Raw genomic sequence first — 19,226 nt, 5'->3', positions numbered from 1 at the left:
CCCGACCCGCACCTCGGTTCCACCGCATACCGCAGCGCCACAGCAGGCCGCAGCGTGTCGAACGCCGTAGAACCGTGGAACCGTGGAGGTACCGTGACCATCGAGTCGCACATGCCCAGTCTTTCGCCTGTCCATGAAGCACTGCTCGCGCAGGTCCCCGTGCGGGAGCACACGTTCATCGAGACCGAGGACGTCCCCTACGAACACGAGGGCCTGGCGCTCGAAGGCTATCTCGCCCGCGACTCGCAAGCCGACGAGCGACGGCCGGCCGTGCTCATCCTGCACGACTGGAGCGGTGTCGGAGACAACGTGCGGATGCGCGCCCAGATGCTCGCGCGCCTCGGCTACGTCGCCTTCGCCGCCGACCTGTACGGTGCGGGGGTACGGCCCACCGGCGAGGCGGCCTCCGCCGAGGCGGGCCGGTACTACCGGGACCTGCCCCTGCTGCGCTCCCGGGTCGGTGCCGGCTTCACCCACCTGTTGCAGCATCCCGCCGTCGACCCCGCGCGCCTGGTCGTCATCGGATACTGCTTCGGCGGCACCGCGGCGCTCGAGTTCGCGCGCACCGGGGCACCCGCCCGCGGTGTTGTGTCCTTCCACGGAGGACTGGTCACCCACGACCCGAGCGACGCCGGCGCGATCGCGGCGTCCCTGATGATCCTCACCGGCGGGGCCGACCCGGTCGTTCCGGATGAGGCGATCGCCGCGTTCAAGGATGAACTGCGTGCGGCTCCGCACGTCGACTGGCAGGTGACCAGCTACAGCGGTGCGCCGCACGCGTTCACGGTGCCCGGGTCGGACCGGTACCGTCCGGTGGCGGATGCGCGCAGCTGGCGGGCGCTCGTGTGCTTCCTCGACGAGGTGTTCGCGTAATCGCGCGGGCGTTGGGCGCGCGTGTGCCGTCCATGCGCCCGAGTTCGCGTGAAGCGCAGGTGGGCCGTCCATCCGCCCGCGTTCGCGTCGAGCGCACGCGTACCTCGACGTGCGCTCCCTCACGACGCGTGCGCTCGGCGCCTCTCGCCGTCGTGGCCTCGACGCAGGGTTGCGCCTCGCACTAGGAACGTCTCGCCGCACGTGGTCTACCTCGTGCGCCGAAACTCAACTAGTGCGACGAGCCGCGGATGCGAGCGCGAGCCAGCGTAGACGGCCCCAATTGGCGGCGCCCGACCCCATCATGTAGTCTCTAACGTGGCTTGCGAGCGGTTCCCGCCCGAAGCCGGTGTGTTCCAGGCCTCGCCTGACACGCAAAGCGCGCCCGTAGCTCAACGGATAGAGCATCTGACTACGGATCAGAAGGTTGGGGGTTCGAATCCCTCCGGGCGCACCACACCCTCGGCCAGCCACTCAAGAGGCTGGCCAGTGATCGCAGCCCAGCGCACGAAGTTCGATGCGCTGGGCTCGGTCTTTCCAGTCTCCCATGTCGAGACGGTGGCACGAGCCACACCCAGCCGAGCGGCGATCTCTGCCTGCTCCAGCCCTGCAAGTAGACGCGAGCGGCGCAGCCTGTCGGCGAGCGTCCACGTCGGATTGTCGATCATCGTCATGCGGCTACGTTAGCGCAATCCGCGTCAAATATCCCGACACGCCGCAACCAATCCGCGAACGTGTCACGGCGTGCGGAATGTTCGTGCTGTGACAACAAACCCGACACCGGAGCCTCGGCTGATCCGCCGGCAGATGCGGTTTGAGCGCAACTTCACGCAGCTCCCGAATCCGTGGCTGCGCGACGAGTCGCTGTCCTTCCGCGCTCGTGGCCTGCTGGCCATGCTGATGACGCACGAGGACGGCTGGCACGTGACGCTCAAGGCGATTGCAGCGACGAGCCCGACCGAGGGCATCGACGCGATGCGCTCAGCCACGAACGAGCTGGAGGCTGCAGGCTACCTCAAGCGGGTGACACTGCAGGGCAAGGGCGGCAAGTTCGAGGGCACCACCTGGGAGATTTGCGACCCGCACGACCACGGCGACGTGCCCCTGTTCACCGCGTTGGATCATCCAACAACGGTGGGCACCCGCGTTGGATCATCCAATGCGCACCGCGTTGGATCATCCAACGCCTATAAGAACACAAGTAAGAACACTAAAGAGAGTTCTAGAGACAACCAGACGGGCCCGCACCCTGTCCCGAACTCTGATCGTGTCTGCGACGCCGAGCTGGTCGACGATCGCCATTGCCTATACGGGCACCTCGTCGTCCTCGACTCCGAGCTGGTCGACGCATGAGCCGCCGCCGTCGCTCGACCTACATCAAGCCCGCGCCGCCGGTCTGGGCTCCGCTCGTCGTCATCGCCGGGCTCACCGCCTGCGCGTGGCTGGCTTCACCCCTGCTCTGGATGGGAGTCGCAAAGTGAAATGGTTGGTCTTCAAGCGGCGGGCCCAGCATGGCCTGAGCGCCGGCTGGTATGCGCTGCACGAGTCGAACGGCACCGGCGGATTCTTCCCGTCCCGCGAGGGCATCGAGGGATGGCGGGCGGCTATCGAGTTCGTCGCCTCGCAGATCCGCTGCGAGGTGAGCGCCTGATGCACGACAACGACAGCATGCCGGCGTGGTTCGCCTACACCCTGGGCGCTATCCTGTGGCTTACCCTCGGGGTCGTCTGGCTCCGGATCAAGCGCAGTGAGAGGATCGCCCGCGATGCCGACCAACAACTACGAGCTGGAGAACTGGGACAAGCCGCGGGCTCAGACCAAGTGGGAGCGCAAGACCCACGAGCAGAAGGTGCGCGTGCTGCTCGGCTGGATCGTGGCGACGACGGGCGTGGTGGCAGTGGCGACGGTGGCGAACTTCATCGCGGGTCTCGTGATCGCAGCAGCGGCAGCAGCGCCCAGCTTCTAGACGACGACGAGCTGATAGCGCTCGCTCGCTATCACAACACGCCTTGGTTCCTCGCAGACGATGACGGTGTCGCGCTGCGCTCCGCTCTGATCAAGGTCGAGCGGGCGGCATCCGACGCGCTGCATGCGGAGCGGGCGGGTCGACGGTGAGCCGCCACCACCGGGCGCAGCAGTGGTCGACCCACGCGCCCAAGCTGCGTGCCATCATCAAGGCGCAACTGCCTGCACCCTGCGTGAACTGCGGACGGCCGGTGCTGCCCACCGACGCGTGGCAGGTCGGGCATCGCCAGGACGCAGCGAACGGTGGCAGGCCCACCATCGCGAACACCGGCCCAGCTCACACTCGATGCAACCTGTCGGCCGGCGGTAAGCTCGGTGCCCGGATCGTCAACGCCTCCCGCTCTCGGCGCAACGTCGGGCGCCGCTCGTGGTGAGTTTTTTGAGCGAGGCGTCCATACCCCCGCTAGATAGCAGCACGAAATTCTCTCTCGATTTGTGGGATTCGATTCGGGCGCGCGCGCTTCCGCCAACGTTCGCCGGCACCCTCGACGAGACGCCCTCCCTTCGCGTCGAGTTCCTCGTGGGGGCTCGTCTGATGGGCTATGAGCTGGTCGACCTCGACGACGCCGACGAGCTGCAGCGGCTGCAGGCGATGACCCCGCCGCGCTACCCGCTGCAGCCGCAGCAGCTCATCGTCGCGGACGCCCTGAACGCGCCCTACGACGAGTATGTGGTGGAGATCGTGCGCCGCGCGTCGAAGACCACGAGCATCTTCTGTCTCGTGCTCGGCCGGATGAAGTGCAGGCCCGGCTACCAGGTCACCTTCTCGGCGCAGAACGGGGTGAAGGGCACCGCTCGGCTGCGTGAGTGGAAGCGCCGACTGGACACCGTCAACCCGCCCGACGACCTCGACCTGCCGCCGTGGCTGCGCGGCCACCGCCCGGTGCCGAAGAAACGGCAGCAGGCGATCGCCCTGTTCGGTGAGGACGTGCTGCCGGTCGAGGACGAGACCGACACCCGCCGCGGGTTCAAGATCATGATGGGCGAGGTCGGCAAGGGCATCTACTTCGAGAACGGTTCGACGATGCTCGTGTTCAAGCCGGACGCCGAGGCCTACCGCGGCGAGGCTGCCGACTTCGCGTGGATCGATGAGGCGCAGGAAATCCCGGTGGACGCCGGCGGCGACCTGGTCGCCGGTCTGCTGCCGCTGATGGACACCAAACCGAACGCCGCCCTGTGCCTGTCCGGCACCGCCGGCGAAGCCCGCGTGGGTCCGTTCTGGGATTCGGTTAGCCGCATCCGTGAGGCCGACCCGACCATCGGCGGCGTCGACTACTGCGCACCCGAAGGCGTCGAGTGGGCGCAGGTCGAGGACGAGGACGCAGCGATGGAGCTGCTGCGCGCTGTGCACCCGGGCATCGGCACCCTGACCACGATCGAGAAGATGCTGAAGAACTACCGATCCAAGAAGCTGCCGAAGCCGCAGTGGGCGCGCGAGTACCTGTCCATGTGGCCGGAGGCCTACGGCACGAGCGCCATCCCCGCCGGATGGTGGAACGACGCGATCGCACCGATGCAGGCGAAGCCGCGCCGCGTCGCGTTCGGGTTCGACATCGCCCCGCGCGGGTCGTCGGCCGCGATCGTCGCCGCATGGCGCGACGAGTCCGGCACCGCGTGCATCGAGGTCATCGAGCACCGGCAGGGTACCCGGTGGATGCCCGCCCGGATGCGTGACCTGTCCCGCGGCTACCCCGGGTCGACGCTCGCCTACGACTCGTTCGCGGAGAGCACCGCCACGGTGACCGAGGCGCTGGCGCTGCGACCGCGGCCGCGGCTGCAGAAACTCGTCTACGGCGACATCGCCGCCGGCTGTGTGCAGTTCCTGCGCGACCTCGAACGCGGCACCCTGCAGCACTTCGACGACGCTTCGCTGAACTCGGCCGCGATGATCGCCACGCAGCGCGAGGTCCGCGGCGACAAAGGCATCTGGCTGTGGGGTAAGCCGCTCGACGGCGGCGACATCTGCCCGCTCGTCGCGGCCACCCTGGCGCTGCGGAACTGGGACCAGTACCACGCAGGCAAGACACGAGAACGGACGACGGCAGTGGTGGTTGCAGCATGAGCGCATTCGTAGACGGGTCGCACGAGACGTTCGTGTATGGCTGCCATCTCTGCCCGTTCTGGCGCGGCATTGCCCTGTCGAAGGACGCCGCCGAAACCCAGGCGATCGCCCACGAAGAGACCTTCCACGGCACGCAGCAGCTCCGCAACAGCCGCGACCGCCGGCGGGCGCGACACGCCAAACGCGACCGGGAATTGATACCGACGCCGTAAATGTCCGGATCGAGCCCTGAGCATCTAACTCATGGGAATTCTCGGCGGGTTCAAGTTGGCGCAGCAGGTCGCCGCGTCGAACGTTGTGCCGTTCGTGCGACCCAAGGCTGTTGCCTCACCGTGGGCCGACAGTGAGCTGGCACAGATCCTCACCGGCGAGCTGTTCGGGCTCGACACTGACCGGCTGCCGCTGACCCGACTCGAGGCGCTGCGCGTGCCGTCGATCGCGAAGGCCCGCGCCGTGCTGCACTCGCTGATCGCCTCCCGGCCGCTGCGCGCCTATGACGCCACCGGCCCGCTGGCCACCCAGCCGACCTGGCTCTACCGCTCCGACACCGGAGTGTCGCCGTACCTGCGCAACTGCCAGATGCTCGATGACATCGCGTTCAACGAGGCGAGCCTGCTCGCGGTCAAGCGCGGCACCGCCGGGCAGATTCTCGATGCGGTCAACGTGCCCTATGACACGTGGCGGGTCGACGCGGACGGCTACATCCTCGTCAACGATGAGCAGGTCGACGAGAACGACGTGGTCTACATCCCCGGCCCCGGCCCCGGCCTGCTGCTCGCCGCGGCCGAGACGATCCGCGCCGCCCGGGCGATGGACCGGGCGTGGGCGCAGCGGGTGCGCAACCCCATCCCGCCGATCCTTCTCAAGGAGAAGGAAGACAACGGCATGACGGTCGACGAGGCGAAGCCCTACGTGCTGGCGGTCGCTGAGGCCCGCCGCAACCTCGACGGCGGCGTGATGTTCCTGCCCTACTCGATGGATGCCGAGTTCGCGCAGGCGACGGCCGAGACGAGCCTGTTCGAGAACGGCCGCAACGCGTTGCGGATCGACTTCGCCAACTACTTCAACATGCCCACTGCGATGCTCGACGGCAGCGTGGCCCAGGCGTCGCTGACCTACTCGACCCAAGAGGGCCACCGCAACGAGCTGTTCGACTACACGGTGCCGTACTGGGCCAATCCCATCGAGCAGGCGCTGTCGCTCGACAACGTGGTGCCGCGCGGCCAGCGTGTGCGCTTCGACTTCACCGACCTACTGACCAGTCAAGCCGAGCCCACCGGGCCGGCAGAGGAGGACTAACACCAATGGAACTCGGCGCTTTCACTGTCGATGTCGATGCGCGGATCGTGCGCGGCATCCTGCTCCCGTTCGGGGAGACCTCGAAACTGTCCATGTCCAAGACCGAGCCGGTGTACTTCTCGGCGGACGCGGTCGAGCTGCCCGCCGACCCGTCCGTGGTCACCCTGAACGTGGAGCACGACCAGTTCGGGCCGATCGGCCGGGCGACCCACCTGGAGAAGCGCCGCGAGGGCGTCTACGCCGAGTTCGCGATCGCCCGGACGCCCGAAGGCGACGAGTACCTGTCCAGCCAGTATCCGGCCGGGAAGCTCAAGAAGCTGTCGGCCGAGCTGCGCGGCATCGTCCGCGACACCGTCGACAGGACGAAGGCCGTCGCCGGGCTCATCACTGGCGCGGCGCTCTGCAGCGAAGGCGCGTTCGAGACCGCGGCGCTGTTCGCTGTGGCACCCGCCGATGGCTCGGTCGAGGTCGACGGGGTCGAGGTGCCGGCCGAGTCGTCGAGCACGTCGAGCTACACCACGACCGGCAGCGACGGCTCCGAATGGTCGGACTCGACCGAGACCACAGAGAAGGTCGAAGACCTCGGGAGCGGCAAGAAGCGCGTGACCCGAACCACCGTCACCGTGACGGAAATCACCGAGCCTGACCCTCAGGCCACCAACACACAGGAGGACACCACCGTGGGCGCTGCAACCGTTCCAAGCACTCTGGCCGCATCCGCGGCCAACCTGGTCACCCCGGCCGGGCTCATCGACGAGCAGAGCGCACGTGACGTGTTCTCGCTCATCACCCGCGCCAAGCGTGGCGACAGCGAGGCCGAGACCATGCTGGCCGCGCTGACCGACATCAAGGTGACCGGTGCCGGTGCGCTGCCGGTCGCCGGTGTGCTCCAGCCCAACTGGCTCGGTGAGGTGTGGAAGCAGCGCACCTACAACCGGCGCTACATGCCGCTGATCGGGCAGGGCAACATCGTCGCGATCGATGAGAAGGGTTTCACCGTCTCTGCCGGCACCGAGCCGGTGCAGCCGTGGAACGGTAACAAGGCGGACGTGCCCTCGTCGGGCGGCACCACCGCGCTCGTGGCGTCCGTGTTCCAGCGCTGGGGCTGGGCGGCCGACATCGCCCGGGAGTTCTTCGACATCCCCGGCAATGAGGAAGTCATCGCCGCGTTCCTGCGCCTCGTGACCAACAGCTACGCCCGCGTCACCGACAAGTGGACCTGCGCCCAGCTCGTCGGCTCGGCAACGCTCGTCGCCCCGGATGTCTACCCGACGCTGCCGGATGTCCGCGACTACCCGACCGCCATCAAGCAGCTCATCCAGGGTGTCGACGCGATCAGTGCCGACCCGATCGACGACACGCCCACGTTCGCCATCGCGAACGCGGCCGCGTGGAAGGAGATCATCTACGCGCCCAAGGATGCGCTGCCGCAGTGGCTCAGCGTCGATTTCGGCATCACCGACCAGTCGGGCACCGCAGACGGCAAGGTGCATGTGGTCCGTGGCGATCTCGGCATCGAGGACACGTCAGCCGTGCTCGTCGGCGCGAAGGACGCTGCGCACGTCAACGAGCTGCCCGGTGCGTCGCCGCTCCAGCTCGACGCGATCGACATCGCCCACGGCGGCGTCGACCGGGCGAACATCGGCTACACGCAGTTCATGGCCGACTACGCGCAGGCGCTCGTCATCATCGGCGAAGCCGACGCGTAACCACCGGACACTCAAGGGATAGGGCAGGCACGATCATGGGATTCTACGAAGGCGACGCGCCAGCGCAGCCGCTCATCGTCGAGCCTGCCCTAGACCTTGGGCCGTTCACCGCCGCCGAGGCGCTGCTGCTGTCCCCGGAAGGCAGCGAGACCCCGATGGTCGCGACGATCGATTCCGAGCTGGACCAGATCAGCATCGCGTGGCCGGCCGAGGTCGAGCTGACCCCGGCCGGGCTGTGGCGGGTGCGACTGACCCTGACCAACACCGCCGGTGCGCGCCAGCTCGTCGCCGCGTTCCCGGTCGTCGTCGATGCGTTTGAAGACGGTTGGTACACCCTCGACGCCGCCCGCGACGACTGGGCGGACGCACCACGCGCCGACCTCAAGCTGTACGAGCTGCTGCAGGGTGCCAAGGGACAGGTGCTCGACTTCGCGCCCGCGCTGGCCGAGGATGCCCCGGTGCCGGGGAACTATAAGACCGGGCAACTGATGCAGGCCCGGAACCTGTGGAACGCGGCGCTGGTCGACCCGTCGAACGGTGGCATCGGTGAGGACAGTTTCATGATCAGGCCCTACCCGCTCGACTGGATGATCAAACAGGTACTGCGGCCGCGCCGTGGCGTCCCGGTGGCTCTCTGATGTCCGTGCGATCCGACCTCGAGGCCTTGCTCACCGCGGCCATCCCGACCACGTGGCGCGTTGTGCCGTCACAGCGCAACACCGACAAGCTCGACGCCGTCACGATCAAGCTCAAGCAGGACGAGATCGTGAACACGCCCGAAGCGCCGAAGGGCTCCTACACCTACACCTACGTCATCGCACTGATCAGCCCGCTGAGCGACTTCGAGCGGGCCGAGATCGCCCTGGACGACGACGTGCAGACGCTCTGGGAAGTCCTCGAATCGATCAGCCCCCGCATCAAGCCGACCAAGGCAACCAAGGTGACCGCCGGCGCGTACCTCGCCTACGACATCGAAACATCCATCCTCGCAGAGAAAGAGAGCTAACCCCTCATGGCCAAGATCCTCAACAAAGCGCTGTTCCTCCAGAACGCCACCGTCGAAATCGACGGATCATCCTTCGAGGATGCCGTGTCCTCGGTGGCATTCACCCCGACCACCAACCAGGTCGTCTTCAAGGGCCTCACCCCGACCGCGATCCAGAACTTCTCGACCCCGGCGACGTGGGTCTGCGCGCTCGACTTCGCGCAGGACTGGACCACGCCCGGCAGCCTCGCCCAGTACCTTCACGAGCACGAAGGCGAAGTGGTGCCGATGACGTTCCTTCCGGAGGCCGACGAAAACGTGGACAGCCCGACCGTCACCGCGGATGTCGTCATCGTCCCCGGTGCGATCGGCGGCGCGGGCGGCGCGGTGGCGACCTCGTCGGTGTCCCTGCCGGTCAACGGTCGCCCGGTCATCGTCCCGGCACCGTAACCCCGCGGGCCGAGAGGGTCGACACCATGCCGCTGCTGAAGATCAGCACCAAATCCTCGACCGCGCTGCGTGCGACAGTGCAGGCGTTGAAAGTCATGGATAAGACCCTCTCGGCCAACATCCGGAAGTACACCAAGTCGGAGCTGCTGCCCGAATGGCAGAAGGGCCTCACCGAGCACGCGCTGAGCAGGGTGCAGATTCGGACCCTCGCTGACACGGCCCGGGTCGCGGTCAGTAACACGAACGTCACCCTCAAGTCGGCCACAGTCGGCAAGCCGCTCTCCGGCGGTCTGAATCCGAAAAGGCAGTGGTCGGCGCTGGAGTTCGGAGCCGACCGCGGCGACACCCGGAAGACGACCTACAACGCTCGCAGCTCGAAGGGCCGACCCTACACAGTCACCCGCAACACCAAACGGCAGCTCCCGCCCCGGTCCCGCACTGGCTGGGTCGTCTACCCGACAGCCGCCAACCTCATCCCGCGGTTCGCCGCCCTGTGGGTACAGACCACCGTCCGCACGATCTATGAAGCATTCGAAGGGAAGCCCTGATGTCCGCCGGCGTGAACATCCCTATCGCGGTCGATACCCGCGACGCGGTCAAGAGCACCGGTGACCTGGCGAAGGGCTTCGACTCGGTCGCATCCTCCCTCGACGAACTCGCCACCGATGGCAGCAAGTCGGGGGCGAAGCTCGAAGAGTCGATGCGCGATGCGCAGCGCGAGACCAAGGAGACCGGCGACGCGTTCCAGCAGCTCGCCCGGACCCAGCGGCAGGCCAACAGTCAGAGCACGAGCGACTTCGAGCTGTCCACCCGGGAGAAGACGAAGCTCAACCGGGAGGCCATCCACGAGATCGGTAACGAGGCGAAGCAGAACGCCGCCGAGACCTTCTCCAGCTTCGACGGGTCGGCACAGTCATTCGTCGATGGCATCCAGGGCACCCTCGGCGGACTCGTCGGCTCGCTCGGCCCGGTCGGGCTCGCCATCGGTGCAGCCGGCGCGCTCGCTATCGGTCTGGTCAACGGTGCCCTGCAGAAGGGCGACGAGACCAGCCAGCAGTTCAAACAGGATGTGGCCGACCTCACCCAGGCGCTCATCGACGCCGGCGACAGCGGGCAGGTGTCAATCGATCACATCGTCGATGCGCTCAAGAAACTGGCCACCACCGGCGACACATCCGGGGTCACCCTGCAGAAGCTCTCCGAGCTCAGCAAGCGATCCGGGAACACCTTCGAGGATGTCGCGCAAGCCTACTCAGGCAACGCCCAGCAGTTGCGCGAGCTGACCCTTGCCCAGCATGAGCACCTGCAGTCGCTGCGCGAGCAGCAGATTCAAGCCCAGTCGAACGCGGACATCGTCCCCGGCGTCATCGACGATCTCGCCAAGCAGGCCGGGGCGCAGAAAGACCTCGTCGACATCCTCGACCAGGCCGCCGCGAAGGCCGACGCCGCAGCGAAGGCCGACGAACTCTACGCCGAGTCGGGCGCTCCCGAGATGGAGCGCAAGAAAGAGCTGGTCGCGCAGATCGGCAAGGCCTACTCCGACACCGCCGGCAACGCTGACGACTACATCAACCAAGAGCGGCAGCTTCTCGACGTCTCCAAGTACATCAAAGCGATGCAGGCCAAGCAGAAGGCGCTGGAGGACTACCAGACCAACCTCGCCTCCAGTGGCCTCTCCGACGCCGCCAAAGGGTTTCTGGAGTCCGAAGGGCAGGAGACCGCGGCCGCGCAGCTCGCCGGGTACAAACAGGCCTCACCGCAGCAGCAGGCCGAGCTGAACGACATCTGGGCGAAGGCCGGTGCCGGCAACGGGCAGACCTACGCCAACAACTTCCAGAACAACATCCCGCACAACATCGCCGGACCTGAGATCGTCGCCACCTGGCGCATCGACGACTCGGCGCTGCAGCGCGCGATCCGGGCGCAGACCAACGTCACTGTCCCCGTTCGTCTCGTCGATCCCCGATCAGGTAGGGCCATCAATTGACAACCACCATCACCCGCAACCCGCGCACCACCGTCACCGATCGCATCAACCGGGTCACCAACCCGGCCCGCCGGACGGCAACTGGCTGGACGGTCTACGCGGGCGCGGGCGGAACGTCCGCAGCGTCTTCGCAGACGGGCAGCGGCCCCGTCGCCGGCGTGACGACCTACCAGCGCCAGACGTGGACGGTCGCCTCCACCAACTACGGTGACATCATCTACGGCGCGGGCAAAGAGTTCCAGGTGTCCAACCTGATCGGCCGCGGATTCACCGCCTCCATGTATATCCGCAACACTCTGGCGATGACGCAAGCGAAGCTTGTGGTCGAGTTCTACACCTCGGCCGATGTACTGATCGGGTCGGCGTTCGTCGGCGCTAACACGACGATCAGTGCGTCGCAGTGGGGGCGCGTCGCAGTGATCAACCAGCTCGTGCCGGCAGGTGCGCAGTACGCCATCATCCGCGCCCGCTCGGGCGTGCCGCAGACGGTCGGCTCCGTGCTAGACGGCACCGCACTGCTGTTCGAAGCGCCCGGGATCGTTCTGGACACGTACTTTGATGGGACCACCGCGAACGTTCCACCGAACGCGATCTACACGTGGGCCGGTACGGCGGACGCCTCGACCTCATCGAAGGGCCACTACGACCCGGCCGACATCTTCACCCCGGACCTGATGACCGGCTACGACCTGTCGGCACCGATCGGGAACACCCTCAACCCGATACCCGGGGATGGTTTCCCGTGGGTCACCTTGCACCCGCTCGGGGCGCGCGCCGGTGACCTCACGTTCCTCGTCAAGTCCGACGCCGCAGTGAACACGCTGCGCCAAATGCTGAGCATCGCGACCTACTGGCTGCTGGCTGACACCGACCGGCCGTGGATCAACATGCCGTTCGCGCTCGGCGGTGGCCAGGTGCGGGTCGCGCTCGACCCAGACACCCGCGACGCGTGGCTGGTCAGCTTCGCCGTGGTCGAGCAGGCGGAACTCTGATGGGCCGCCAGATCATCGCCAAGATGTGGCTGCCCGATAAGACGACCACGTTCGACATCATCCGGATGAACGTGACCGCCGACGAGGGGTGGATGCCCTACTACCAGGGCAGCATCACCATCCCGCCGCCGAGCGCCGCCCAGCTCGCCACCCTCGACCCGCGCACCTACCCGGTGATCGGCGTCGCCGTGTGGTCCTTCGACGTGCAGGGCAACAACGACGGCACCCAGTCCCAGTCACTGCTCTATGTGCCGCTGGTCGTGCGCAACTACACCCGCAACTACGGCACCGACGACTCGCTGACGCTGGATGTAGCCTCCACCGAGTTCAAGCTGCAGCAGTTCGCCCGCGCGGAGACCACCGACTACGTACCCGGCACGAAACGCATCGACGGGCTCGTGAACGATGCGCTGGCCTTCGCCGGGGAGCCCGCGCTGCTGTTCTTCGGCCCGGACGCCTCGACGGCCGCAACGCCCGCGTCCACCCTCTCAGTCGGGCAGACGCTCGACGACTGGATCAACCCGCTGATCACGGCCAAGGGGTGGGTGCTCTATCCGATCCTCGAGAACGGTCCCACGTTCGACCCTGCCCCGTTCCCGCCGACCGCCGCCCAATACGCCCTGATCACCGCCGCCCAGCGCGCGGCCGGGAACGGGGCAGGCTACCTGCACACATTCCAGTACAACTCCGACATCATCGACGCGTCGATGACCATCGACACCGATTCGCAGTACTGGGGTGATGCCGTGGTCTATCGGTACCGGTGGAACGACGCCGCGACCAACACCAACCGGCTCAAGACCTACACCGCCAAGCCCGCCGCCGGCAGCTACCACAAGACCCTCGTGCAGGATTTCAGCACACCCGACCCCGGCGTGAACGGTGCCACCGCAGCGCTCGCCCGCGCCCAGACCATCGTCATCAACGCCGAGATAACCGTGCCGCTCGCCTCCGGCACCAACGCAACCGCGATCGGCGTGCAGACCGGCGACCCCGTCAACGTCATCCTTCCCGAGGGCACCCTGTCCGGCATCGCCCGCCGGATCACCTGGTCATTCCCCGACGACCGCATGACGATCAGCCTTCCCCAAGCGAACTGGATGTGACCATGACTGCATACGTTTACCCCACCATCGTCCGAGCCGTCTCGGACAGCTTCGACGATCACGTCGAGCGCCACTCGGTCAACCCTGGCACCGACTACAAGGCACCGAAGGGCACCACCGTAGTGTCGGTCGCTGCCGGGGTCGTGACGGACGCCTACGGGGCGCCGGACGGTTCCGGAGGGCGCCGAATCCACATCGACCACGACGACGGCAGCGGGGCCGATTACCTGCACTTGAACGCGCTTAGCGTCTCGGCCGGCGATCGGGTCAAGCAGGGGCAGAAGATCGCCGTCAGCGGCGCATCCGGATCCGAGTCCGGCAAGCCAAACAACGACGGTTACGGGCCGCACCTTCACATCTCGTTCAGACGAAACCACAGCCACGACTACGGCAACGTCGGCAACGTCGACTTCGACGCACTCATGCGGTCGCAGACCGCACCCGCAAGCATCCCCGCCGCCGGCGGGGCCACCCCGATAGGAGAGACCGAGATGGGCAAGTTCATCCACAAGAAAGACAGCACGATCGGCTACGTCAGCCCCGAGGGCAAACTCACCCCGCTCGTCAACATGGACGAGGTGCGCGCCATCGAGGCGGTCGGCCTCGCCAAACAGGCCGAGATGATCGAGCTGTCCGACAATCTGATCTGGGACAAGCTGGCGGCGATCACCGCGCGCCAGAAGTGAGCGATGGGGTGTGGGTCGCGATCGTTGGAGCGGTCGCGGCCATTATCGCTGCAGCCCTCGCCACGTGGCAGGCTGTCCGCGCCCGTCGAGAGAACCGCCAGGAACATCTAGAGGCGCGGGTCGCCCGAACCGAGCGCGACAATCGGCTGCTCTGGCTGTGGTGCCGGCAGCTCGTTGACCACATTTACAGGCAAGACCCGCCGCCACCACCCGAGGCCCCGCACGGCCTCTTCGAGGACACCTACCCACGGAAGGAAACAACACCATGACCACCACGGACACGGACACCATCACACCCAAGCCTCTGCTGCCGCTCAAGGCTCGCCAGGTCATCTATGCTGTCGCGGCCCCTGTGGGCGCAGCGGCGGGCGTGATCGCCGGCACGCAGGTATTCGGCCCGCAAGCGTCGATCATCGCCGGAGCGGTCGCCGCCGCCTGCGTTGCGGCGATCGGCGGGACCGCGGGAGCGAACGCCCGCTAACGAGACTGGCCCCCACGTAGTGATGTGGGGGCCAGCGTTGATGGGATGCGCGACTAGCGCGGTTCGGAGTAGTCCCCGCACGAGCACACGAATCGTTGTGTGCGCGCGTTGTAGATCATGTCCGTCGCTTCCGGGCAGTTGGGGCAGATTGCTCCAATAGCGCCATGACGGATGCGGCCGCGTTTTTTGCGTCGACCAAACCAGTCGTCCTGGGGTAAGGTGATGACGTCCCTCCTCTCAAAATGCGATTAATCTTCACAATTTGAGTATGACGAGAGAAGGTTCCGGAAACGGCCCCTGTTCGCCCTGGGCGTTAATGACGCAGGGAATACAACAAAAGCCTCACCCAACTTGGGCGAGGCTTTTGTGGGTATCAGCCAGCGGCCGCGAGCACAGCCCGGCGTAGTGAGTCGTCTGCCACCTCGACATAGAGTTTCGTCGTCGCCGGCGACGCGTGGCCGAGCAGCGCCTGCACCACGAAAACGTCACTGTGCCGATAGGTGCGGGTGCCGAACGAATGCCGCAGGGTGTGCAGCGTCCACTCGTCGGGCAGCACCACGGTGGCCAGCTTGCCGACCCAGCGCGGCGACAGGTGCCCGCCGTCCGACCCCGGGAACGCCCACCCATCAGGCAGGGTGCGCAGCTCCAGCGCAAGCCGTGGCGTCAGCGGTACGGTGCGCTGTTTCGAGCCCTTGCCGTTGACCCGCAGGGACCAGCCGTGCAAATCCTCGAACAGGTCGCGGGAGTGTATCTGTGCGATCTCGGCGCGGCGCAGCCCGGCGTCGTGCGCGAGCCGCAGAATCAGCTTGAGCCGGTCGTCAGCGTGCGCCAGTGCCTGCTCGTAGACGCGTTCCGGGGTTGGCCGCGGCCGCGGCTGCGACGGTGCCACCCGGGGCAGCGCCAGACCCACGTTCGCTTCGACGCGGCCGACCGTGGACGCCCAGCCGTAGAACGATCGCATCGTGGTGCGCCGGCCGCGTCGGGTCTCCGGTTTCCATTCCTGCTCGCCGGCGTAGATCACGAGCTGGTCGCCGGTCACCTGCCAGGGCTCGACGCCGATCCGGCGGGCGAGGTGCTGGAGGTGCTGCCGCCTCGTGTTGCAGGTCGTCGAGGGTGCACCGGCGGCGCGTTGTGCTGTGAGGTAATCATGAATTGCTTTGGTCCAGGAGTCTGAGAGTACGTTCATATTTCCCTCCCGACTATCGGCACGGTCGCCATGCCCCGTTAGGGGGTATCGACGACCGGCGCATGCCACGACTGATGCAGGGCATCGTCGCGGACGATCGCGCCGCACGTTTCACACTCGGTCACGGGCACGGCTTGGGGCTGGTCGATGCCCTCGACGCCGTCGATATCGGTCCGCGCAATAACCTGCTTGATGGTGCCCATGAATGCTCCCGTTCGTGTTGAGTATGGTTTGAGGGTGATTCAGACAATGGATGTGCTGGTTTGGGTGAAGCGAGCAGACCTCGACGACGCACTCGCTCTGACAGCGGGCGGAGTGTCGGCGACCGCGGATCACGATTGGAACGTCACGGTTGACCCGACCGTGTGTGTCGTGAAATATTCGGTCTTGCTTGGCCAGGGAGCTGACGTGCCGGACGGACTTGACGCGGTAAAGCACGTCCTCGCGAACCTGGACGCGTCTGGCCTCTGGTACCAGTACTACTCATCCGGCAACTCTGTTTCTCCAACGGACTGAAAGCCCTGCCGTCCGGCGGACAGGGGGCACGCCAGGTTGGGGCATCCGTCGTGCCCGAACGTGTACGAGCGACACCTGATGCACTCGGCCACGGCGTCGAACATGTGCCCCTGGAACGCGCAGCAGCCGGCCTCGGCCCAGCCGCGCGGATTGTGATGCAGCCACACGGTATAGGCGCCGGCGGGGTCGAGGCAGAACGGGCAGACCCCGCCGAGACATTCCAGCTCGTGCGCCGGCCCGTCGTCGCTGTTAACGTGGTGCCCGCAGGGCAGCACCGGCACGACCTCGCCCCGGCTGTCGAGGTCGAACATCGCCAGGGCGCTCACGCGTCGATCTCCAGTAGTTCGGGCTCTTCGCTCGCGTAGCGTCGGTGGCTGACTCGCACGTGCCTGGCGGCATCCTCCAGGGCCGCGTCGGGATCATCTGCGCCGGCCTCGAAGCGTCGCGAGCAGAGCGTGCAGCGCATCATTCGTCGAACTCGATCGCCTCGAAGAACAGTGGGCGAGGCTCGGCAATGACGACACCGCAGCGGTAGCACTGGCCCAGCTCGTGGTGGCCCCATTTGTGCTCGCACTCGCCAATGAAGTCCGCCAGGTCGAGCGGATATGCCAAGTTGTCGAGGTTGGTCAACGAGCGCTTGTGACCGGCCATCCGTTGCGGGAATCCAAGGTGGGTGTCGAGCATGCACCACGCCTTGCCGTCCGCATCCGTCACCCACTGGCCGTCGGGCAGCGCTGCCGCTTCCGCCGGCGTGTTGACCACGAAGTCCCCGCTCATCGGTCGCCTGCCTCACGGCTTGCGACACGGTCGCGCATCAGTGCGCGTGTGATCAGGGCGAAGGCGAAAAGCCCGGTTAGGATGTCATTCGCCCGGGGGGATTCGATCCCCCAAGCTACTGAACAGAAGGTTGGGGGATCGAATCCCTCCGGGCGCACCAAATGAGGTAGTCGCGGTACTCATCCGCACCAATCAGAACCCCGTCGGTGATCCGGCGGGGTTCTGTCGTTTCCCCGTTAAGAAACGCCACGCTCGTGTCGAGCGCAGCCGCGACGGCTTTGATCTCCGGGAAGTACCAGCGAAGTCGGCCGTGCATTTTTGCACTGAGGTTCTGTCGCGCAACACCGATCTCTTTCGCAAGGGCCGCCAAGGTCATCTTTCGACGGAACAGCAGCAAGGTGATTCGCTCGGCTGTTACGTCCGTATCCCCGACAGGTACCTGGAAAACATCGGTCATGCGACCATTCTCTGACCAGATGGCGCGAATACCAAGCACTATGGTAACTTCTCTGCTTAGCGAATAGAAATTATTCGCATGTCGGGAAGGAACGCCATGCACGAAACGTCGCCGATCGTTGCGAACAACATCCGACAGTGCCTGCGTGATCAGGAGCGTTCGGCTTCATGGCTTGCACGAAAGCTCGATCGGCCGTTCGTGTGGTTGGACCGGCGACTTCGTGGCGCGGTGTCGTTTTCGATCGACGACTCGATGAGGATCGCAAGCATCCTCGGCGTGGGCATCGAGGCTCTTATCGCTGATCCCGCGGCCCCGAGCCGGTCAGCCGTCAACGTCTCCGCATAGAAATGGCCCCCTGCTGTAACAGGGGGCCGTGATCCTGAAAGGAATCATGATCTCAGTCAATGATACTTCGAGCGACCTCGGAGGAGGAGCGAACTGTCGCATTGAACCGGCGTCAGGAGGGCTTGGACCCTTCGCGTCCGGTGCGCAATCGCGTCGCGCTTTCGGCCGGGAAGCGTTCACGACAGAAGGCCGCGTTGGGGTGCTGTCGTCGGTGCTCGACGCGGCAGGGGTGGAGCGGGCCGCGTACGACGAGCGCGTGTTGATGTGGCTGGCTGGCACGTCACCTGAAACGGTCGGTGTCGTTGCAGGGTGGGTTGCCCGCTCGGGCGGCATCGACGACGCCTCATCGCTCGTCGACGTCGTCGCCACACCCGTGGCGCAGGTGGGACGTTCCCATGAGTGAGCCGATCGCAATCGGACGATCCAACCCAGTTCTGAACATTGCGACCGCGTGCGGCGTTGGGGTTCTCGCGACTGGCGGGTTCACGCTGAGCTTCGCGTCGCTGCGCGATCTCGCGATCGCCTCGGGGATTCCCGCTGAGCTCGCATTCATTTGGCCGGTGATCGTCGACGGCTTCATTGTGGTCGCAACCGCGGCCGCGTTCGTCCTTGGGCGGCGAGGTCGTCGGGTGTCCTGGTATCCGTGGGCGGCCCTGGTCGTGTTCTCGGCGATCAGCGTTGCGGGAAACGCGCTCCACGCGACCGAAGCAAACCTCAGAGTCCCGCTCGCTGTTGCGACCGTCGTCTCTGCGGTGCCGGCCATCGCGCTCCTGCTCGCCTCGCACCTGCTCGTGGTCATGGTGAGTTCCCAGAAGAACAGAGCGCGAACCTCTAGAACAGTCACTCCGACCAAGCTGTCTGCCTCGCCGCCTTCGGTGGAAGCGCACAAGCCGAAACCAGAGCGGACCGAGACCCCTCATCCCAACCGTTCTCCCGAACCCCGCTTCGTTCTCGAAGCCCGGGTCCGCGAGGCCATTAACGAGGGAACGCATGTGACCGGTTCGATGGCAGCCGAGTGGGCGGGAGTGCCGCTCACCACGGCCAAGCGCTGGCTGAACGAGATCAAGAAGACCATCGCTGATGAAAGCGAAGCATCCGTCGAGATCTCAACGATCGGAGCACCCGCATGACGGCCATCCAGGACGCCGCTTGTTTCTCGTGCGATCCGACGGAACGCCCAGGTTGCCGGGAGAAGCGGCAGGCCAGGCGCTTTTGGGCCGAGTTCGCCGAATCGCAGCTCGAACGATACGAACGAGCCGTTTCGATCCATCCCTTAAACGTGCGGGACCTGAC

At 66.2% G+C, this 19,226-nt stretch carries 27 protein-coding genes and 1 tRNA gene; 22 read left to right on the top strand and 6 right to left on the bottom strand.

Annotated elements, in window-relative coordinates; all coding sequences use genetic code 11:
- Positions 1 to 93 precede the first annotated feature (93 nt).
- Positions 94 to 873: a dienelactone hydrolase family protein gene (locus tag ACV7NN_RS09020; RefSeq protein WP_463349234.1), complete on the top strand. Its 780-nt coding sequence runs from the start codon at positions 94 to 96 to the stop codon at positions 871 to 873.
- A gap of 378 nt (positions 874 to 1,251) precedes the next feature.
- Positions 1,252 to 1,327 (top strand) — tRNA-Arg (locus ACV7NN_RS09015).
- On the opposite strand, the gene ACV7NN_RS09010 is transcribed toward ACV7NN_RS09015, so the two are convergent.
- Positions 1,290 to 1,538, bottom strand: coding sequence for a helix-turn-helix domain-containing protein (locus ACV7NN_RS09010; protein WP_463351269.1), 249 nt, complete (start codon positions 1,536 to 1,538; stop codon positions 1,290 to 1,292). The genes ACV7NN_RS09015 and ACV7NN_RS09010 overlap by 38 nt on opposite strands.
- Before the next feature lie 94 nt (positions 1,539 to 1,632).
- Between ACV7NN_RS09010 and ACV7NN_RS09005 the strand changes: the two genes are divergently transcribed.
- The 18 genes from ACV7NN_RS09005 (at position 1,633) to ACV7NN_RS08920 (ending at position 14,652) form a co-directional block, all read left to right on the top strand.
- Complete coding sequence (locus tag ACV7NN_RS09005) at positions 1,633 to 2,223, top strand: hypothetical protein (protein ID WP_463349233.1); 591 nt, start codon at positions 1,633 to 1,635, stop codon at positions 2,221 to 2,223.
- Positions 2,220 to 2,351 (top strand): hypothetical protein, encoded by a 132-nt coding sequence (locus ACV7NN_RS09000; protein ID WP_463349232.1) that lies wholly within the window; start codon positions 2,220 to 2,222, stop codon positions 2,349 to 2,351. The genes ACV7NN_RS09005 and ACV7NN_RS09000 overlap by 4 nt, the downstream gene beginning before the upstream one ends.
- Positions 2,348 to 2,521: a hypothetical protein gene (locus ACV7NN_RS08995; protein WP_463349231.1), complete on the top strand. Its 174-nt coding sequence runs from the start codon at positions 2,348 to 2,350 to the stop codon at positions 2,519 to 2,521. The genes ACV7NN_RS09000 and ACV7NN_RS08995 overlap by 4 nt, the downstream gene beginning before the upstream one ends.
- A gap of 114 nt (positions 2,522 to 2,635) precedes the next feature.
- Positions 2,636 to 2,836, top strand: coding sequence for a hypothetical protein (locus ACV7NN_RS08990; RefSeq protein ID WP_463349230.1), 201 nt, complete (start codon positions 2,636 to 2,638; stop codon positions 2,834 to 2,836).
- Between the two features lie 145 nt (positions 2,837 to 2,981).
- Positions 2,982 to 3,269 (top strand): HNH endonuclease, encoded by a 288-nt coding sequence (locus ACV7NN_RS08985; protein WP_463349229.1) that lies wholly within the window; start codon positions 2,982 to 2,984, stop codon positions 3,267 to 3,269.
- Between the two features lie 59 nt (positions 3,270 to 3,328).
- On the top strand, positions 3,329 to 4,957 hold the full coding sequence (locus ACV7NN_RS08980; RefSeq protein ID WP_463349228.1) for a hypothetical protein: 1,629 nt from the start codon (positions 3,329 to 3,331) through the stop codon (positions 4,955 to 4,957).
- A complete protein-coding gene (locus ACV7NN_RS08975; protein WP_463349227.1) occupies positions 4,954 to 5,169 on the top strand; it encodes a hypothetical protein in 216 nt (71 codons plus the stop codon). The genes ACV7NN_RS08980 and ACV7NN_RS08975 overlap by 4 nt, the downstream gene beginning before the upstream one ends.
- A 31-nt stretch (positions 5,170 to 5,200) precedes the next feature.
- Positions 5,201 to 6,256, top strand: a complete 1,056-nt coding sequence (locus tag ACV7NN_RS08970; protein ID WP_463349226.1) for a phage portal protein — start codon at positions 5,201 to 5,203, stop codon at positions 6,254 to 6,256.
- Positions 6,257 to 6,261: 5 nt separating this feature from the next.
- Positions 6,262 to 7,965 carry a hypothetical protein gene (locus ACV7NN_RS08965; protein WP_463349225.1) on the top strand — a complete coding sequence of 568 codons (1,704 nt, stop codon included), beginning with the start codon at positions 6,262 to 6,264 and terminating at the stop codon, positions 7,963 to 7,965.
- Positions 7,966 to 8,000: 35 nt separating this feature from the next.
- Complete coding sequence (locus ACV7NN_RS08960) at positions 8,001 to 8,603, top strand: hypothetical protein (protein WP_463349224.1); 603 nt, start codon at positions 8,001 to 8,003, stop codon at positions 8,601 to 8,603.
- Positions 8,603 to 8,971 carry a hypothetical protein gene (locus tag ACV7NN_RS08955; RefSeq protein WP_463349223.1) on the top strand — a complete coding sequence of 123 codons (369 nt, stop codon included), beginning with the start codon at positions 8,603 to 8,605 and terminating at the stop codon, positions 8,969 to 8,971. Before ACV7NN_RS08960 ends, ACV7NN_RS08955 begins: the two co-directional genes overlap by 1 nt.
- Before the next feature lie 6 nt (positions 8,972 to 8,977).
- Positions 8,978 to 9,400, top strand: coding sequence for a hypothetical protein (locus tag ACV7NN_RS08950; protein WP_463349222.1), 423 nt, complete (start codon positions 8,978 to 8,980; stop codon positions 9,398 to 9,400).
- 26 nt (positions 9,401 to 9,426) lie between these two features.
- Positions 9,427 to 9,948 carry a hypothetical protein gene (locus ACV7NN_RS08945; RefSeq protein ID WP_463349221.1) on the top strand — a complete coding sequence of 174 codons (522 nt, stop codon included), beginning with the start codon at positions 9,427 to 9,429 and terminating at the stop codon, positions 9,946 to 9,948.
- Positions 9,948 to 11,387, top strand: coding sequence for a hypothetical protein (locus tag ACV7NN_RS08940; RefSeq protein ID WP_463349220.1), 1,440 nt, complete (start codon positions 9,948 to 9,950; stop codon positions 11,385 to 11,387). Before ACV7NN_RS08945 ends, ACV7NN_RS08940 begins: the two co-directional genes overlap by 1 nt.
- On the top strand, positions 11,384 to 12,379 hold the full coding sequence (locus tag ACV7NN_RS08935) for a hypothetical protein (protein ID WP_463349219.1): 996 nt from the start codon (positions 11,384 to 11,386) through the stop codon (positions 12,377 to 12,379). The genes ACV7NN_RS08940 and ACV7NN_RS08935 overlap by 4 nt, the downstream gene beginning before the upstream one ends.
- Entirely contained in the window at positions 12,379 to 13,485 is a 1,107-nt protein-coding gene (locus ACV7NN_RS08930) for a hypothetical protein (RefSeq protein WP_463349218.1), read from the top strand. Before ACV7NN_RS08935 ends, ACV7NN_RS08930 begins: the two co-directional genes overlap by 1 nt.
- Positions 13,486 to 13,487: 2 nt before the next feature.
- The gene (locus ACV7NN_RS08925) at positions 13,488 to 14,171 is read left to right on the top strand and encodes a M23 family metallopeptidase (protein WP_463349217.1); all 684 of its coding nucleotides are present in this window, start codon (positions 13,488 to 13,490) and stop codon (positions 14,169 to 14,171) included.
- A 265-nt stretch (positions 14,172 to 14,436) separates the two neighbouring features.
- Complete coding sequence (locus tag ACV7NN_RS08920; protein WP_463349216.1) at positions 14,437 to 14,652, top strand: hypothetical protein; 216 nt, start codon at positions 14,437 to 14,439, stop codon at positions 14,650 to 14,652.
- A 373-nt stretch (positions 14,653 to 15,025) separates the two neighbouring features.
- Here the strand turns inward: ACV7NN_RS08920 and ACV7NN_RS08915 are convergent, their stop codons facing one another.
- The 5 genes from ACV7NN_RS08915 to ACV7NN_RS08895 all read right to left on the bottom strand — a co-directional run bounded on the left by ACV7NN_RS08915 (position 15,026) and on the right by ACV7NN_RS08895 (position 17,588).
- A complete protein-coding gene (locus ACV7NN_RS08915) occupies positions 15,026 to 15,691 on the bottom strand; it encodes a tyrosine-type recombinase/integrase (protein WP_463349215.1) in 666 nt (221 codons plus the stop codon).
- A gap of 185 nt (positions 15,692 to 15,876) precedes the next feature.
- Positions 15,877 to 16,041 (bottom strand): hypothetical protein, encoded by a 165-nt coding sequence (locus tag ACV7NN_RS08910; RefSeq protein WP_463349214.1) that lies wholly within the window; start codon positions 16,039 to 16,041, stop codon positions 15,877 to 15,879.
- Positions 16,042 to 16,317: 276 nt separating this feature from the next.
- Entirely contained in the window at positions 16,318 to 16,680 is a 363-nt protein-coding gene (locus ACV7NN_RS08905; protein WP_463349213.1) for a hypothetical protein, read from the bottom strand.
- A 139-nt stretch (positions 16,681 to 16,819) separates the two neighbouring features.
- Entirely contained in the window at positions 16,820 to 17,131 is a 312-nt protein-coding gene (locus tag ACV7NN_RS08900) for a hypothetical protein (RefSeq protein WP_463349212.1), read from the bottom strand.
- A 115-nt stretch (positions 17,132 to 17,246) separates the two neighbouring features.
- Positions 17,247 to 17,588: a helix-turn-helix domain-containing protein gene (locus tag ACV7NN_RS08895; RefSeq protein ID WP_463349211.1), complete on the bottom strand. Its 342-nt coding sequence runs from the start codon at positions 17,586 to 17,588 to the stop codon at positions 17,247 to 17,249.
- 373 nt (positions 17,589 to 17,961) lie between these two features.
- Between ACV7NN_RS08895 and ACV7NN_RS08890 the strand changes: the two genes are divergently transcribed.
- Positions 17,962 to 18,336, top strand: coding sequence for a hypothetical protein (locus tag ACV7NN_RS08890; RefSeq protein ID WP_463349210.1), 375 nt, complete (start codon positions 17,962 to 17,964; stop codon positions 18,334 to 18,336).
- On the top strand, positions 18,329 to 19,063 hold the full coding sequence (locus ACV7NN_RS08885; RefSeq protein ID WP_463349209.1) for a DUF2637 domain-containing protein: 735 nt from the start codon (positions 18,329 to 18,331) through the stop codon (positions 19,061 to 19,063). The genes ACV7NN_RS08890 and ACV7NN_RS08885 overlap by 8 nt, the downstream gene beginning before the upstream one ends.
- Positions 19,064 to 19,226 lie beyond the last annotated feature (163 nt).

This window comes from Leifsonia sp. Ger2509 (assembly GCF_055231915.1).
This window is presented reverse-complemented; position numbering and strand designations above follow the sequence as displayed.

Excerpts from the sequence above, each read along its gene's own strand:
- ACV7NN_RS08900 (WP_463349212.1), bottom strand. The coding sequence starts at position 17,131 with ATGAGCGGGGACTTCGTGGTCAACACGCCGGCGGAAGCGGCAGCGCTG.
- ACV7NN_RS08930 (WP_463349218.1), top strand. The coding sequence starts at position 12,379 with ATGGGCCGCCAGATCATCGCCAAGATGTGGCTGCCCGATAAGACGACC.
- ACV7NN_RS08990 (WP_463349230.1), top strand. The coding sequence starts at position 2,636 with ATGCCGACCAACAACTACGAGCTGGAGAACTGGGACAAGCCGCGGGCT.
- ACV7NN_RS08920 (WP_463349216.1), top strand. The coding sequence starts at position 14,437 with ATGACCACCACGGACACGGACACCATCACACCCAAGCCTCTGCTGCCG.
- ACV7NN_RS08925 (WP_463349217.1), top strand. The coding sequence starts at position 13,488 with ATGACTGCATACGTTTACCCCACCATCGTCCGAGCCGTCTCGGACAGC.
- ACV7NN_RS08965 (WP_463349225.1), top strand. The coding sequence starts at position 6,262 with ATGGAACTCGGCGCTTTCACTGTCGATGTCGATGCGCGGATCGTGCGC.
- ACV7NN_RS08975 (WP_463349227.1), top strand. The coding sequence starts at position 4,954 with ATGAGCGCATTCGTAGACGGGTCGCACGAGACGTTCGTGTATGGCTGC.
- ACV7NN_RS09000 (WP_463349232.1), top strand. The coding sequence starts at position 2,220 with ATGAGCCGCCGCCGTCGCTCGACCTACATCAAGCCCGCGCCGCCGGTC.
- ACV7NN_RS08885 (WP_463349209.1), top strand. The coding sequence starts at position 18,329 with ATGAGTGAGCCGATCGCAATCGGACGATCCAACCCAGTTCTGAACATT.
- ACV7NN_RS08910 (WP_463349214.1), bottom strand. The coding sequence starts at position 16,041 with ATGGGCACCATCAAGCAGGTTATTGCGCGGACCGATATCGACGGCGTC.
- ACV7NN_RS08950 (WP_463349222.1), top strand. The coding sequence starts at position 8,978 with ATGGCCAAGATCCTCAACAAAGCGCTGTTCCTCCAGAACGCCACCGTC.
- ACV7NN_RS08945 (WP_463349221.1), top strand. The coding sequence starts at position 9,427 with ATGCCGCTGCTGAAGATCAGCACCAAATCCTCGACCGCGCTGCGTGCG.
- ACV7NN_RS08940 (WP_463349220.1), top strand. The coding sequence starts at position 9,948 with ATGTCCGCCGGCGTGAACATCCCTATCGCGGTCGATACCCGCGACGCG.
- ACV7NN_RS08955 (WP_463349223.1), top strand. The coding sequence starts at position 8,603 with ATGTCCGTGCGATCCGACCTCGAGGCCTTGCTCACCGCGGCCATCCCG.
- ACV7NN_RS08895 (WP_463349211.1), bottom strand. The coding sequence starts at position 17,588 with ATGACCGATGTTTTCCAGGTACCTGTCGGGGATACGGACGTAACAGCC.
- ACV7NN_RS09010 (WP_463351269.1), bottom strand. The coding sequence starts at position 1,538 with ATGATCGACAATCCGACGTGGACGCTCGCCGACAGGCTGCGCCGCTCG.
- ACV7NN_RS08970 (WP_463349226.1), top strand. The coding sequence starts at position 5,201 with ATGGGAATTCTCGGCGGGTTCAAGTTGGCGCAGCAGGTCGCCGCGTCG.
- ACV7NN_RS08960 (WP_463349224.1), top strand. The coding sequence starts at position 8,001 with ATGGGATTCTACGAAGGCGACGCGCCAGCGCAGCCGCTCATCGTCGAG.